The organism is Nitrobacter vulgaris (assembly GCF_002028545.1).
GTDB classification, from domain to species: Bacteria; Pseudomonadota; Alphaproteobacteria; order Rhizobiales; family Xanthobacteraceae; genus Nitrobacter; species Nitrobacter vulgaris.
In genome coordinates, this window is sequence record NZ_MWPQ01000039.1 from 77059 (window position 1) to 91334 (window position 14276).

The following is a 14276-nucleotide window of genomic DNA, read 5'->3' on the forward strand; positions in this document are numbered from 1 at the left end:
CCGAGAAACGGTCGAATCAGGCGCTGGCGCTGCTTTCGCTCGCGCGATCAGAGCGGTCGGCGTAAATGTACAGCGGTCGCGCGGTTCCTTCGACCACTTCGCGCGAGATCACGACCTCCTCGACCCCTTCCAGACCCGGAAGATCGAACATGGTTTCGAGCAGGATGCTTTCGAGAATCGAGCGCAACCCGCGCGCGCCGGTCTTGCGCTCGATGGCCTTGCGGGCCACCGCGCCGAGCGCCTCGTCGGCGAACGTCAGCTCGATATTCTCCATCTCGAACAGCCGCTGATACTGTTTCACCAGCGCATTCTTGGGATCGGTCAAAATCTTTTTCAGCGATGCTTCGTCGAGATCCTCGAGCGTGGCCACGACGGGCAGACGTCCGACGAATTCCGGGATCAAGCCATACTTCAGCAAATCCTCCGGCTCGACATGCCTGAAGATTTCGCCAGTGCGGCGGTCTTCCGGCGCAAGCACCTGTGCAGCGAAACCGATTGACGTCGTGCGTCCTCGCGCCGAGATGATCTTCTCTAGGCCGGAGAACGCGCCCCCGCAGATGAACAGGATATTCGTGGTATCAACCTGCAGGAACTCCTGCTGCGGGTGCTTCCGGCCGCCCTGCGGCGGAACCGAAGCCACTGTGCCTTCCATGATCTTCAACAACGCCTGCTGCACGCCCTCACCCGACACGTCACGCGTGATCGAGGGGTTGTCGGACTTGCGTGAGATCTTATCGATTTCGTCGATATAAACGATACCGCGTTGCGCACGCTCGACATTGTAGTCCGCCGACTGCAACAGCTTCAGGATGATGTTCTCGACATCCTCGCCGACGTAGCCGGCCTCGGTCAGCGTCGTTGCATCCGCCATGGTAAACGGAACGTCGAGGATACGCGCCAGCGTCTGCGCAAGGAGCGTCTTGCCCGATCCGGTCGGTCCGATCAGCAGGATGTTCGACTTCGCGAGTTCGACGTCGTTATGCTTGGTCTGATGGTTAAGCCGCTTGTAGTGATTGTGGACCGCAACCGAAAGTACCTTCTTGGCGTGGCCCTGCCCGATGACGTAGTCGTCCAGAACCTTGCATATCTCCTTCGGAGTCGGAATGCCGTCGCGCGACTTCACCAGCGAGGACTTGTTCTCCTCGCGAATGATGTCCATGCAGAGCTCGACGCATTCGTCACAGATGAACACGGTCGGGCCCGCGATCAGTTTGCGCACCTCGTGCTGACTCTTGCCGCAAAACGAACAATACAGCGTATTCTTGGAGTCGCCCGTACCGACCTTACTCATTCCTGTCTCCGTCCGACGCTCGATCCCGCCTGTTCGCCTGCTCGCCCGTTCCGATCCGGCACATCCGGTCTAACGGGTTTACATATGAGCAAAGTCCGTACCAGAAAAGACCCTGCGCTCTCAACCCCGCGCGAATCGCGGGTCCATTCGATTCTCCTGCGCATACCGCCAGTTGAAACGCAGCAACCGCACCATGGCTCCCCGACTCTCAAGAATTCGCTAATCGGCAGCCATCCGCAATGCGACAATAGCCTGATTTGGCCCAGGGAGGCGACTCTTCCCTTGCCAAAAACTGGTCCAGCGTTGCGCCGGTATCATGCCAGTCAGGCGAATACTTCGCGCGGAAGGACAAGGAACTTTTCAGAAACCATCGCCGTGCAATCGCGATGGTTCAAACTGGATCGGGATCAACCGGCCTTCCGTTCGTCACTGGACGGAGCCTTGATACGTTACGAAGCCTTCGGTGCGGCCGGTTCTTCAGCGCGCTTGTCGATCACTTTATCAACGATGCCGAAGTCACGAGCCATGTCAGCTGTGAGGAACTTATCGCGCTCCAGCGCCTCCTCGATCGCCTGGTAGGTCTGTCCCGTATGCTTGACGTAGATCTCGTTGAGCCGCTTCTTGAGGCTCAGAATTTCCTGCGCGTGCAGCATAATGTCCGTCGCCTGCCCCTGGAAACCGCCAGAGGGCTGGTGAACCATGATGCGCGCGTTCGGCAGTGCGTGCCGCATATCCTTTTCACCTGCGGCCAGCAGCAACGAGCCCATCGACGCAGCTTGTCCGGTGCACAGCGTTGCGACCGGCGGACGAATGAACTGCATCGTGTCGTAGATCGCCAGACCCGAAGTCACCACGCCACCCGGCGAATTGATGTACATCGAGATTTCCTTTTTCGGATTCTCCGCCTCCAGGAAAAGGAGCTGCGCAACGGTCAGCATCGCCATGTTGTCTTCGACCGGGCCGGTCACAAAGATGATGCGCTCCTTCAGCAACCGGGAGAAGATATCGTAGGCCCTCTCGCCGCGATTGGTCTGCTCGACCACCATCGGCACGAGGTTCATGTAGGTTTCCACTGGATCGCGCATTGATCACCCAAAAGTTTGTGTCAGCGGTTGGCGGCGACGAACATCCGAGAAACCGAGAGTCTTCAGTTCTTCCGGCGCGGATGAATGTCCCGTGATGCAGGACTCGGCAAGCACGGCCCACAGATATAAGTTCATCGCTTGGGCGACAAGACTGAACCTAAGCCACGCCGGAATCGTAATTTGCTGGCGCCCTCGATTTTGACGTTCGCCACGAAAGGTCGCGCAGTACGAGCTGGTCCTGGACGGCACCCCCGTCTCGAATGTCAGGCTCACTCCACAAACTGATTCGCAGCCTGACGGGACCGTATCGCGACGCCGGATCCGATCCATACCCATAATATCAAGCGGCGCCGAACAGGCCCCAACGCGCGGTCGGTCAGATCTCGTTACTGTGCGCCTCGTGTTCCTTAAAGAGGTCCTCGCGCGTCACACTCTTTTCCGTGATCGTGGCGAGTTCAAGAATGTAATCCACCACCTTGTTCTCAAAAAGGGGCGCGCGAATCTGAGCCAGCGCTTGCGGGTTTTTCTGATAGTAATCCCAAATTTCCTTCTCACGGCCCGGCGTCTGGCGGGCGCGACTAATCAACGCACGGTTGATTTCATCATCCGCGACCGAGATTTTGTTCTTTTCGCCGATCTCCGAGAGTACCAGGCTGAGTCGTACCCGGCGGTCTGCAATCCGGCGGTACTCTGCCCTGGCCTCTTCTTCGGTGGTGTTCTCGTCGGCGAAGGTCTTCTTCTCTTTTTCCATCTCCGCCGTGATCGACTGCCAAACCTGTTCGAACTCCTCTTCAACCAGCGTCGGGGGCGCATCGAACTTGTGCGTCTCATCGAGACGATCAAATAGCGCGCGCTTGACGTGTTGCCTCATCGCTCGGGCAAATTCAGCGCTGAGCTGCTCGCGGACGACTTGCTTCAACTGATCGAGCTCCTGCAGACCGAGCAACTTGGCAAACTCGTCGTCGATCTTGATATCCTCCGGCGCCTCGATCAGGCTTACCGTGGTCTCGAACTCTGCATCCTTCCCAGCAAGCTCTGAGTCCGCATAGTTCTGAGGGAACGACGCCTTGACCGTACGAGTCTCGCCGACTCCGGCCCCGACCAACTGCTCTTCGAACCCCGGAATGAGGGCATTCGATCCCAGCACGACCAGGATATCCTCGCTGCTCCCGCCCTCGAACGGCTCGCCGTCGATGGTGCCCTTGAACGAAATGGTGACGCGATCGCCATTCTCGGCCTTCGCGCCCTCCGTCCTGTTGGAGTAGGTGCGATTCTGATCGGCGATCCGTTTGATGGCTTCGTCAACGTCGGCGTCGCTAACATCGACCACCGGCTTCTCGATGGTGAAGGACTTGAAGTCCGCTAGTTCGATCGGCGGCACGACTTCGATCGCCACGCTATAGCTGAGGTCGGACTTGCCCGCGAGGATATCCTCGATCTCCTTCTCCTCCGAAGGCATCGTTACCTTGGGATTACCTGCGAGTTTGAAGCCACGGTCGTTGACGATCTGCATATTCGTATCGCGGATCGTGTCTTCGATGGTCTCGACCATCAAGGAGCGGCCATAGAGCTTCTTGAGGTGGCTGACCGGCACTTTCCCTGGACGAAAGCCGTTGATCTTCACCTTGTCCTTGAGGTCGACGAGCCGCTCATCCGCCTTGGCCGCGATTTCGGCGGCCGGAATGCTGACCTGGAACTCGTGTCTCAGTCCCTCGGCGAGGGTTTCGTTCACCTGCATGACGTCAATCTTCTTCCGCTCGATCCGGCTGGAATGGCCGAATCATTGTCAATCGGTCGATGCGCGGCAAAACGCCTGCATCGGTGTACGGCCGGCATGTATCCAACCCGGATAGCTGCCTGAAATCATCTGCTCAAACGCTTTAGCGCTTGGTGCGGGCGGAGGGACTCGAACCCCCACAACTTTCGTCACTGGAACCTAAATCCAGCGCGTCTACCAATTCCGCCACGCCCGCCGGTGGAGTGGGTTTGACATTTGCTACCATTTGGCTGGGAGTCGGCAAAGCGAATGTCAAATGATGCCGAAAAATGCGAAGCGGCTTTCGGTAGACCTCATGCTCCAACGAGTTAAAACCGGAACGAGTTGAAACCAGGCGCATCGAGGGCAACGGATTCATCTCCCGCCGTCATCGAGGCGCTTCGATGCGGCGGGCTTATAACATGGCGGCATCCGTCTGCAGTAAAAAAATGGCCGTGCTGGACAGGGTCCGAAGAACATGATCGGCATTGGCAAATGATGTTTCGTCCTGCTCGATTAACCCGGAGGCATCTTCTGGCCGGTTTCGGGGCAGCCGCCGCGGCAGGACCCGCCGCCACGATCCATGCGCAATCGCAACATCCTCAAATACACGCCATTGACGCAATGCCCACCCCCCTTTCACTTGGGCCGGATCATCGCGAAACCACGGTCTGGTCCCTGAAGACCGACGGCTCCTCCGGAAGCCTCCGTTTCCGCCAAAGCGAGAGCATGTTGGGCCTTGTCGTGAACAACGGCCTGCCGGCGCCGTTTGTTTTGAACTGGCATGGATTAGATGGCGCGGCTGCCATCGAGCCATTGACCGCTCGGCCCCCTATCTCGCCGGGCGGAACCGATCGCTATTCACTCCCCTTCCGGCAGGCCGGAACTTTTATGTGCGATAGCCGCCTGCTGGGAGATGGTCTGGCGCAGCCCTCGCCCGCGCAGGCTCTGATCGTCGAGGAACAGTCGCCGGCGGAAGTCGACCGTGACGAGGTCATGCTGATTGAGGACTGGCGGCTGGATGCTGAAGGACTTCCTGTCGCGCCGGGAACGACCGAAAAAAAGGTCGGACCGCCTCTCTACCTGGTGAATGGAAAACCATCGCCCGACATTAACCTTCACATCAACGAGCGACTCAGGCTGCGGTTCATAAATGCCTGTCAACGCAATGTAATTGCTATTGAAATCAAAAATATTGGTGTGCGGATCATAGCGATCGACAGCCAGCCGGCGGAGCCGTTTCTGGCGCGCAACGGCCGATTGGTACTGGCCCCGGGAACCCGGATCGACGCCGTTATAGACGCCACGCTGCCGTCGGGAACGACATCAGCCATCGCCCTGCATGACGGCGGCGGCAAACCACATGAGATCGCCCGCCTGCACGTTTCAGCTGACGGGCCGGGCCGGGCCGCGCCGCTGCCGGCGCCGCCTGCGTTGCCATCCACCAGCCTGCCTGCGAGACTCGATCTCAGGAATGCGCTGCGCGCCGACGTGCCGCTGCCCTCCTCTGAAGGAACTCCAACTTCATGGAGTCGCCCGGCGCTCTTTAGCACGCGTAGAACCCCCGCCTTCCGTGTCAAACGCGGCCGGACCGCCGTGCTTGCGCTGACAAACACGACAACAAAGCCGATGGTCTTTCGCCTGCATGGCCATCACGCCCGCCTGCTGGACCGGCTCGACGACGGATGGAAACCGTTCTGGCTGGATACGGTGCTGGTCGATACAGGGCAGACCCAACGCATCGCTTTTGTCGCTGACGTCGCCGGAGCATGGCTGATCGAAACGATGGCTGTGGAATGGAGCGCGCCGCGCCAGGTCAGTTGGTTCGCTGTTGAGTAGCTGTTTAGTAATCAACCCCGAACCGATCGTAGAGCCGCCGCAAGACAGCGGGCAACACCTCCGGCAAATCCTCGGCGATCAGTCCCGGTCCCGCCTCGAGCCCCGTCTCGCCGTGCATCCAGACCCCCATGCACGCCGCCTCGAAGGCCGGCACCCTCTGCGCCAGCAGCCCGCCGATCATGCCGGACAGTACGTCGCCCGAGCCTGCCGTCGCCAGCCATGGCGGGGCATTGGCCGCGATCGTCGCGCGGCCGTCGGGCGAGGCCACCACCGTGCCCGGCCCCTTGAGCAGAACGACCGCTTCCGAACGCTCGGCCGCGGCACGCACCCGCTCAAGTTTTGATCGAAGTGGATGTTTCTCAATCATCTCACTGAAAAGACGATGGAACTCTCCTTCGTGTGGGGTCAAGATAATGTCGGCGCTTCCGCTCTGCTTGATGGTCTCGAACAAGCGACCCGGCGCGTCGGCAAAGCTCGTCAGTGCGTCGGCGTCGAGCACCAGCGCCCGCTTGGCTGCAATAGCCGTCGTCACAAGTGCTCGCGTTTCCTCGCCGATCCCGGCGCCAGGTCCGATCACGCAGGCATTGATGCGCCGATCTTCCAGGATTTCCGCGAGACCGGCCGCGTCATTCATGCGGCGTACCATCACGGCAGTCAGCGCCGCCGCGTTCGCGCCCAGCGCATCGTCGGGGGAAAGCACGCTCACAAGCCCGGCTCCCATGCGCAACGCGCTGCGCGCGGACAGTCGGGCAGCGCCCGTGGATGTCAGATTGCCGGACACAACGACGGCATGGCCGCGCGCATATTTGTGCCCGTCGATAGGTGGCACTGGAAACACGCTCTGCCAATAATCCGGGATATTCTCAAAGGTTATAGGGCGAATCTTATGCAGTACCGCATCGGTGATACCGATATCGGCCACGCGCACCCGGCCGCAAAAAATCCGACCCGGTAAAAGCAAATGCGCCGGTTTTCTGCGAAAGAACGTTACCGTTTCGGTAGCGCGTATCGCCGCGCCCATGATCGCGCCAGTGGTGCCGTTAATGCCGCTCGGCAGATCGATGCTGAGCACCGGCGCGCCGTTGGCGATGATTGCCTCGATCATCGCACGGGCGTCACCCATGACCGGCCGGTTGAGACCCGCGCCGAACAGCGCATCGATGATCAGCGCGGGTGAGCCGAGCGTGGAGAGGTCGCAGGGCAGCACCGGCCCTTTCCAACCTTTTGCTGCGAGCGCGGCGTCGCCCTTGAGGCTGCTTCGCTCGCACATCAGGATGACCGAAACGTCGTAACCGCGCGCCGCCAGCTCCGTAGCAGCCACGAACCCGTCCCCGCCGTTGTTACCGCATCCGGCGACAACCAGGATCGAGCCTTCCTCTGCGAGGTCGGCGGCTGTGTCCGCGACCGCCTGCCCGGCACGCAGCATCAGGGCAAAACCCGACGTGCCTCCCGCAATCGCCAGCCGATCGGCCTGCTCCATTTCGCCGGTCGTCAGAATCTCCATGGCCTCAAACCCGATAGCGGCAACTTGCCCGTCTCGCACATCCAACGTTGCACAAAAAATAAACGTAGTGCCTAATTTATAGTCTGGCCGCTGGTCAGACGCTCACTTACAGATATGTCAAGTTACCTTAATCGTATGATATTATGGATGTTTTTTACAAATTGCGTATTGGCATAAACCCTGCTTTGAAGGCGAAATTCGACCCAGTGTATCCACTGGCGGGCAATGAAGCGTGTCCCGCGACTTTTGTCCGTCCGAAAACCAGTGCATGACCGCTGCTGCAGGCGGCAGTGTGAGCGCGCATTAGCCCCTGGCTGGACATTGAAAGCGCCAGGAGACGTTCAATGAAAAAGATCGAAGCCATCATCAAACCGTTCAAGCTTGACGAAGTAAAGGAAGCTCTGCAGGAGATCGGATTGCAAGGCATCACCGTGATCGAAGCGAAAGGCTTTGGCCGGCAGAAAGGACACGCCGAGCTCTATCGCGGCGCGGAATACGTGGTGGACTTCCTGCCCAAGGTCAAAATCGAGATTGTGATCGGCGATGATCTGGTCGAAAAAGCCATCGAGGCCATCAGGCGCGCCGCCCAAACGGGCCGCATCGGCGACGGCAAGATCTTCGTATCCAATATCGAAGAGGCTATTCGGATCCGAACGGGGGAATCCGGCCTCGACGCAATCTAGACCCTTTGAGAACGACATCCACACAACAAGCCATACAGACGGCCGCTTCGCGCCGCCGATTACCAAGACCAGCATAGACAAGGGGTATTTATGAAGACCGCCAATGACGTCCTGAAATCAATCAAGGACAACGACGTAAAGTACGTCGATCTGCGATTCACTGATCCGCGCGGTAAGTGGCAACACGTCACCTTCGACGTGAGCATGATCGACGAGGAATTTTTCGCCGAGGGCACGATGTTCGATGGTTCATCGATCGCCGGCTGGAAGGCGATCAACGAATCCGACATGATGCTGATGCCCGATCCGGCGACGGCGTCGATCGATCCGTTCTTCGCCGAGACCACCATGGTGATCACCTGCGACATCCTGGAGCCTTCCACAGGCGAGCCCTATAATCGCGACCCGCGCGGAATCGCAAAAAAAGCCGAAGCGATGGTAAAATCGCTAGGCATCGGCGATACGGTCTACGTCGGCCCGGAAGCCGAGTTCTTCGTGTTCGATGACGTGCGCTTTCAGTCCACGCCCTACAACACCGGATTCAAGCTCGATTCCTCTGAGTTGCCGACTAATTCCGATACCGAATATGAGGGCGGCAATCTAGGTCATCGCATCCGCAACAAGGGCGGCTACTTCCCCGTTCCACCGCAGGATTCGATCCAAGACATGCGTTCGGAGATGCTTGGCTCCATGGCCCGCATGGGCGTGAAGGTCGAGAAGCACCACCACGAGGTGGCATCTGCCCAACACGAACTCGGCATGAAGTTCGATACACTGACCCACATGGCCGATCAGATGCAGGTCTATAAATACTGCATTCATCAGGTCGCGCACATCTACGGCAAGACCGCCACCTTTATGCCGAAGCCCGTCTACGGCGACAATGGCTCGGGCATGCACGTTCATCAGTCGATCTGGAAGGACGGTAAGCCGACCTTCGCCGGCAGCAAGTACGCCGACCTATCGGAAACCTGCCTGTATTATATCGGCGGCATCATCAAGCATGCCAAGGCGATCAACGCCTTCACCAATCCCTCCACCAACTCCTACAAGCGCCTGGTCCCGGGCTACGAGGCGCCGGTGCTGCTCGCCTATTCGGCGCGCAACCGTTCGGCCTCCTGTCGTATCCCCTACACCACCTCGCCGAAGGCCAAGCGTGTTGAGGTTCGTTTCCCTGACCCCATGGCCAATCCGTATCTCGCTTTCGCTGCGATGCTGATGGCGGGCCTCGACGGCATCAAGAACAAGATCGATCCCGGCCCCGCCATGGACAAGGACCTCTACGATCTGCCGAAGGAAGAGCTGAAGCAGATTCCAACGGTTTGCGGCTCGTTGCGCGAAGCGCTGGAAAATCTCGACAAGGATCGCGCCTTCCTCAAGGTCGGCGGTGTGTTTGACGACGACTTCATCAACGCCTTCATCGAATTGAAGATGGCCGAGGTGGAGCGCTTCGAGATGACGCCGCACCCTATCGAATTCGATATGTACTACTCGCTGTAATCGCGACCTGCGAAATCTTCCGCAGGTTTCGAAAGCTCAAGGGCGCCCATCGCGGGGCGCCCTTTTTGTTGAACGGTCGTACTCCGTACGGTCGCGCCAGCTTGATCCCTGCGGGGTTTGCAGAAAGAGTGCCTGCTTTGGGAATCAGTGAGGTTGAAAGTGGACGGTTCGCCTGAAACTCAGGGCTTCGAACGGCGGTCTCTTGCCCGCTCGATCGCGGCCGGCGGCATTGGCATTGTCGCCTTTGGCGCAGCCCTCGCACTGGCATGGTATTCCGCAGCAACGCTGTTCATGCTGTTCGCTGGCATCCTGTTTGGCGTGTTCCTCACGGCCATGGCGGATCTGCTGCGCCGGGTGTTCGGCGGAAATCAAACCCTGCGGCTGGTGATCGTGTGCCTCCTGTTCACCGGGCTGTTGTCCGGTGTGGTTGTACTCGGCGGCGCAACCATCGCCCAACAGGCTACGGCATTGAGTTCGACCCTCCGCGCGCAGCTTGGCAACGCCAAGGATTTTCTCGAGAAGCAAGGGATCGACACCAGCTTCCTCAACCTGGGCACCAAGGCGGCGCCAACCGACGCCGGTGCCACTCCGACGCCCACCACATCTGCCTCGCCGTCGCTCGGCCCGAAACTACCCGACGCCAGCACCATCGCCTCCGGAACCGGCGCAATCGTCACTCAGACCATCAAAATTCTAGCCCACGTCTTTGAGGGCGTTGGCAACTTCTTCATCATCATCTTCCTGGGGCTGTTACTGGCGGCACAGCCAAAACTCTATCGAGACGGCATCCTGCGTTTCGTGCCTAGACAACGACTACCCGAAGCAACGCGCCTCATCGACGATGTCAGCGAGACATTGCGCCGGTGGCTGCTCGGTCAAATGGCCACCATGGCCACGCTGTTCCTGCTGACATGGATCGGGTTGACCGTGATCGGCATTCCCGGCGCGCTGGTGCTGGGCTTCATTACCGGGCTCCTGACGTTCATCCCCAACGTCGGCGCCATCCTGGCGGGCGCTCTTATCGTGCTCGCGAGCCTCGGCTCCGGATTCACCGCGATCATCAGCTCCTTCGCGCTCTATCTCGCCGTGCAATTTCTTGAAGGCAACGTACTAACGCCGCTAATTCAGCGCCACGCCATCAGCATTCCGCCTGCGACGTTGTTCGCGGCACAAATTTTCCTCGGCGTGCTGTTCGGCGTGTGGGGTCTGGCGCTGGCGCTGCCTTTGATTGCGGTCATCAAAGTGGTGCTGAACCACGTCTGGCCGGATCAAACTGCGGTTGCCCAGAGCTGACTATAGCGGTTTCGAGCGAAGTAAGTACCGGTTCGCGCGAAGACAACACGTCAAAATCAAAATCTGAGAGCTCCGCTACTGTTCCATCAGAAGCGGAAAAGTTCTTGCCGTCAGACGCTGGAAATCACCACCGTTTCGGTGTGCTCGACCTCGGGGGGCGAAGCGAAGAATGACCCCACCAGCGCACGCCATTCGGTGAAGTTTGAGGATTCGCGAAAATCCACGACATGGTTTTCAAGCGTTTCCCATTTGATCAGCAGCCTGTAGCGTGACGGTCTCTCGATAGACCTATGCAACTCAAAACCTCTCCAGCCGTTGCAGCGCTTGAAGATCGTTTGAGCCTGCGACACAGCAGCCTCAAAATCTTTCTCGCTGCCCGGCTTGATCTCGATTTGCGCGATCTCGGTGATCATGTGAGCAGACCTTTCATATGCCTTGCCTCTGTACCGCAATCGACTGCAACCGTGAAGCGAACGGCAAGTAGCGTTCAGGTGGCGTTACCAGGTGCTGTTATCGCCACCAAACAACGACAAAACGCCCCCGGCTCCGGGCGAACCGGGCCGATGGGCGCAAATGCGGGGAATATCGCGTTCAGGGTATCCGGAGAACGGGCTGCCGATCTTGCTGCCGACTTCGCCCTGTTCCGGAGAAAACTCAGAGCCGATATAGAATCTGGTCAGTCCAGAAGCGCTCAAGGCGATGCAACGACTTGTTCAGCGTTGCGAACTCTTCGTTTGAGATGCCGCCGACCTGTTCGACAGTCTTGACGTGCTTTTGATAAAGCGCATCGACGATGCGTCGGATCTCCTGGCCCTGCGTGGTCAAGCGGATTCGCACCGAGCGGCGATCCACGCGCGAGCGCTGATGATCGAGGAATCCAAGCTCGACGAGCTTCTTCAGATTGTAAGAAACGTTGGAGCCGAGATAGTAGCCGCGGGTTCGCAGCTCACCGGCCGTTAGTTCCTTGTCGCCGATGTTATAGAGAAGAAGCGCCTGCACCGAATTGATGTCGGCCCGACCGCGACGATCGAATTCATCTTTAATAACATCGAGCAGTCTGCGATGCAGTCGCTCGACCAAGGTCAATGCTTCGAGATAGAGCGACTGCACCGGTGCCTGGCCGGCAACCTGTTCCGCGGGCTCGTGAGCCTTCGCAACGGCTTTCATGATGACATCCCCTGTTGTCGTTTTTCGACTTATTCGACGAAACTTGTGTTCCGCCTGATAGCTGAGACCTTAGGGGGGGCGTTTGAAGATCAGCTTAAATAAGACAATAAAGACATCATGAATTTAAGAGAGTGAATCGCCGATTAAGTCGCCAGAAAAGGGCATTTCGCAACCCTTCGTTGACGTTTCCGCTGCGCTGTTCACGCTTCGTGTGCGACCGCTGTCGCATTCAGAAACAGCACGGTTCAGATTTGAAATACTCGGTCAATATAGATAACCGGGCCGTTAGGGTGACCAAATTCTTTTGCGAAAAATTCTCGGAAAACTTTACGGGACTTCGTCATCTCCGATCTGGAAATGACGTCCGTTCGGAAGAGCCGCTACAGTTCAAGCCGTACTCCCTTCTATCGGCCCGACGCTCGTCGCACGCCTCATCTATGGCGGCCGTTCACGCGCAGCCATCCATGCCAGCGCCAGATAGGCCGTGAGCAATGCAGTTTCCAATCCGACGACGATCAGGTTGCCGCCGTAGATCGCCGGAAACATAAGTTCGACGACGGCCATTGAGACCACCGTGGTCAGCCACACGACGGCGCCCCATGGCGTGGCCAGCCATAGACCAACGGCAGCCACAAGCTCGATCACGGCGAAGTAGATCGTCGCCGCCTGCCAGGCCACCATCTGGTTCTCAAAGGCGTCGTCCTCGCCGCCTATGAATCCGGTCAATTGAGCCCAATGATAGAGCCCAACGGCGAGCGATAGCACCGCCATGGCCCGCAGAAACACCACAAGTCGCCGGGTCCAGAGGTTTTCGTCGGCTTCTGTCTGTGCAGTCGAACTTCTTGCCACCGACATGGCTTGATCCCGCGGGATCTGCTCGCGCGATGAGGTTTTAGACATCAGGATGCTCACAACCGGAACCGACAGCCATGCGAGATCAATTCATGACTTTCCGGAACCATAAAATCAATTGCAATGCACCGAGATGCACGAGCGCGGTGACGAAGCCGGTTCCTGATGCTACAAAAATCCAATTGGTTCTGGCCTTCGGGAGTGTCGGCAACATGGCGATAAAATACGGGCGTCCCATTGAAATGCGGGATGGACCCCGCCGCGATGCCGCGATCACCGCCCCTCCGCTCGATCTCGTGGCCCGGCTTCGTCGTAACCGCAAAGCGGAATGGGCCCGCCGTTTGGTCCGCGAAAGCGTTCTGACAACCGACGACCTCATCTGGCCGCTGTTCGTGGCCGATGGCGTCAACGGGCGGACGCCTGTTCCCTCAATGCCCGGGGTTGACCGTCTCAGCGTGGACCAGTGCGTGCGTGACGCTGAACGAGCGCTCAAGCTGAACATCCCCTGCATCGCGCTGTTCCCCTACACCGATCCCGCATTGCGAGACCTCTCCGGCAGCGAAGCCCTCAATACCAAGAATCTGGTCTGCAAGTCGGTCCGCGCCATCAAGCGGGAATTCCCGGACCTCGGCGTGCTCTGCGACGTGGCGCTCGACCCCTTCACCAGTCATGGCCATGACGGTCTGATTGAGGACGGCAGGATACTCAACGATGAAACCGTTGCGGTTCTGGTCCAGCAGGCGCTGGTGCAGGCGGAAGCCGGCTGCGACATCATTGCTCCGTCCGACATGATGGATGGCCGCGTCGGTGCGATTCGAAGGGCTCTCGACGAAACGGGGTTCGTCGATGTGCAGATCATGGCGTATGCCGCGAAGTATGCATCAGCGTTTTATGGCCCGTTCCGCGACGCCATCGGTTCGGCCAAGGCGCTCACCGGAGACAAACGCACATATCAGATGGACAGCGCCAATTCCGACGAAGCGCTGCGTGAAGTCGAACTCGATATTGCCGAGGGCGCCGACATGGTCTTGGTGAAGCCGGGTATGCCCTATCTCGACATTGTGCGGCGCGTAAAAGACACGTTTGGAATGCCAACCTTCGCCTATCAGGTGTCGGGCGAGTACGCGATGATTGCCGCCGCTGCAGGCAATGGCTGGATCGACCGCGATCGGGCGATGATGGAAAGCCTCGTTGCCTTCAAACGCGCCGGCGCCGACGGCGTACTCACCTATTTTGCTGCGGAGGCAGCGGAGAAGCTGAAACGAAACGGCTGATCCTCCCTCCCCGGCCCGTACGCCACCGTTCC

Annotated in this window: 12 protein-coding genes and 1 tRNA gene; 5 read left to right on the top strand and 8 right to left on the bottom strand. The window is 58.8% G+C overall.

The window, feature by feature from the left end; all coding sequences use genetic code 11:
* Positions 1 to 16: 16 nt before the first annotated feature.
* The 4 genes from clpX to B2M20_RS08900 all read right to left on the bottom strand — a co-directional run bounded on the left by clpX (position 17) and on the right by B2M20_RS08900 (position 4349).
* On the bottom strand, positions 17 to 1291 hold the full coding sequence (gene clpX, locus B2M20_RS08885; protein WP_040675983.1) for an ATP-dependent Clp protease ATP-binding subunit ClpX: 1275 nt from the start codon (positions 1289 to 1291) through the stop codon (positions 17 to 19).
* Positions 1292 to 1740: 449 nt separating this feature from the next.
* On the bottom strand, positions 1741 to 2376 hold the full coding sequence (locus B2M20_RS08890; RefSeq protein ID WP_079446692.1) for an ATP-dependent Clp protease proteolytic subunit: 636 nt from the start codon (positions 2374 to 2376) through the stop codon (positions 1741 to 1743).
* A 376-nt stretch (positions 2377 to 2752) separates the two neighbouring features.
* Positions 2753 to 4114, bottom strand: a complete 1362-nt coding sequence (gene tig, locus B2M20_RS08895; protein ID WP_079446693.1) for a trigger factor — start codon at positions 4112 to 4114, stop codon at positions 2753 to 2755.
* Positions 4115 to 4264: 150 nt separating this feature from the next.
* A tRNA-Leu gene (locus B2M20_RS08900) sits at positions 4265 to 4349 on the bottom strand.
* A 278-nt stretch (positions 4350 to 4627) separates the two neighbouring features.
* Between B2M20_RS08900 and B2M20_RS08905 the strand changes: the two genes are divergently transcribed.
* A complete protein-coding gene (locus B2M20_RS08905; protein ID WP_079446694.1) occupies positions 4628 to 5971 on the top strand; it encodes a multicopper oxidase family protein in 1344 nt (447 codons plus the stop codon).
* Between the two features lie 4 nt (positions 5972 to 5975).
* On the opposite strand, the gene B2M20_RS08910 is transcribed toward B2M20_RS08905, so the two are convergent.
* Positions 5976 to 7475 carry an NAD(P)H-hydrate dehydratase gene (locus tag B2M20_RS08910; RefSeq protein ID WP_079446695.1) on the bottom strand — a complete coding sequence of 500 codons (1500 nt, stop codon included), beginning with the start codon at positions 7473 to 7475 and terminating at the stop codon, positions 5976 to 5978.
* A 344-nt stretch (positions 7476 to 7819) separates the two neighbouring features.
* Here B2M20_RS08910 and B2M20_RS08915 point away from each other — a divergent pair, with 344 nt between their 5' ends.
* From B2M20_RS08915 to B2M20_RS08925, 3 genes are all read left to right on the top strand, one after another.
* Positions 7820 to 8158: a P-II family nitrogen regulator gene (locus tag B2M20_RS08915; RefSeq protein ID WP_011315159.1), complete on the top strand. Its 339-nt coding sequence runs from the start codon at positions 7820 to 7822 to the stop codon at positions 8156 to 8158.
* A 90-nt stretch (positions 8159 to 8248) separates the two neighbouring features.
* On the top strand, positions 8249 to 9658 hold the full coding sequence (gene glnA, locus B2M20_RS08920) for a type I glutamate--ammonia ligase (RefSeq protein ID WP_079446696.1): 1410 nt from the start codon (positions 8249 to 8251) through the stop codon (positions 9656 to 9658).
* Between the two features lie 147 nt (positions 9659 to 9805).
* Positions 9806 to 10951 (top strand): AI-2E family transporter, encoded by a 1146-nt coding sequence (locus tag B2M20_RS08925; protein WP_079446697.1) that lies wholly within the window; start codon positions 9806 to 9808, stop codon positions 10949 to 10951.
* A 110-nt stretch (positions 10952 to 11061) separates the two neighbouring features.
* On the opposite strand, the gene B2M20_RS08930 is transcribed toward B2M20_RS08925, so the two are convergent.
* The 3 genes from B2M20_RS08930 to B2M20_RS08940 form a co-directional block, all read right to left on the bottom strand.
* Positions 11062 to 11364, bottom strand: coding sequence for an antibiotic biosynthesis monooxygenase family protein (locus B2M20_RS08930; protein ID WP_079446698.1), 303 nt, complete (start codon positions 11362 to 11364; stop codon positions 11062 to 11064).
* A gap of 241 nt (positions 11365 to 11605) precedes the next feature.
* Complete coding sequence (gene ldtR / locus B2M20_RS08935) at positions 11606 to 12121, bottom strand: transcriptional regulator LdtR (RefSeq protein ID WP_079446699.1); 516 nt, start codon at positions 12119 to 12121, stop codon at positions 11606 to 11608.
* A gap of 432 nt (positions 12122 to 12553) precedes the next feature.
* Positions 12554 to 13018 (bottom strand): DUF6163 family protein, encoded by a 465-nt coding sequence (locus tag B2M20_RS08940; RefSeq protein ID WP_079446700.1) that lies wholly within the window; start codon positions 13016 to 13018, stop codon positions 12554 to 12556.
* A 164-nt stretch (positions 13019 to 13182) separates the two neighbouring features.
* Between B2M20_RS08940 and hemB the strand changes: the two genes are divergently transcribed.
* A complete protein-coding gene (gene hemB, locus B2M20_RS08945) occupies positions 13183 to 14244 on the top strand; it encodes a porphobilinogen synthase (protein WP_079446756.1) in 1062 nt (353 codons plus the stop codon).
* Positions 14245 to 14276: the final 32 nt, after the last annotated feature.

Excerpts from the sequence above, each read along its gene's own strand:
- B2M20_RS08915 (WP_011315159.1), top strand. The coding sequence starts at position 7,820 with ATGAAAAAGATCGAAGCCATCATCAAACCGTTCAAGCTTGACGAAGTA.
- B2M20_RS08890 (WP_079446692.1), bottom strand. The coding sequence starts at position 2,376 with ATGCGCGATCCAGTGGAAACCTACATGAACCTCGTGCCGATGGTGGTC.
- B2M20_RS08930 (WP_079446698.1), bottom strand. The coding sequence starts at position 11,364 with ATGATCACCGAGATCGCGCAAATCGAGATCAAGCCGGGCAGCGAGAAA.
- B2M20_RS08910 (WP_079446695.1), bottom strand. The coding sequence starts at position 7,475 with ATGGAGATTCTGACGACCGGCGAAATGGAGCAGGCCGATCGGCTGGCG.
- glnA (WP_079446696.1), top strand. The coding sequence starts at position 8,249 with ATGAAGACCGCCAATGACGTCCTGAAATCAATCAAGGACAACGACGTA.
- clpX (WP_040675983.1), bottom strand. The coding sequence starts at position 1,291 with ATGAGTAAGGTCGGTACGGGCGACTCCAAGAATACGCTGTATTGTTCG.
- tig (WP_079446693.1), bottom strand. The coding sequence starts at position 4,114 with ATGCAGGTGAACGAAACCCTCGCCGAGGGACTGAGACACGAGTTCCAG.
- hemB (WP_079446756.1), top strand. The coding sequence starts at position 13,183 with ATGGCGATAAAATACGGGCGTCCCATTGAAATGCGGGATGGACCCCGC.
- B2M20_RS08905 (WP_079446694.1), top strand. The coding sequence starts at position 4,628 with ATGATGTTTCGTCCTGCTCGATTAACCCGGAGGCATCTTCTGGCCGGT.
- B2M20_RS08940 (WP_079446700.1), bottom strand. The coding sequence starts at position 13,018 with ATGTCTAAAACCTCATCGCGCGAGCAGATCCCGCGGGATCAAGCCATG.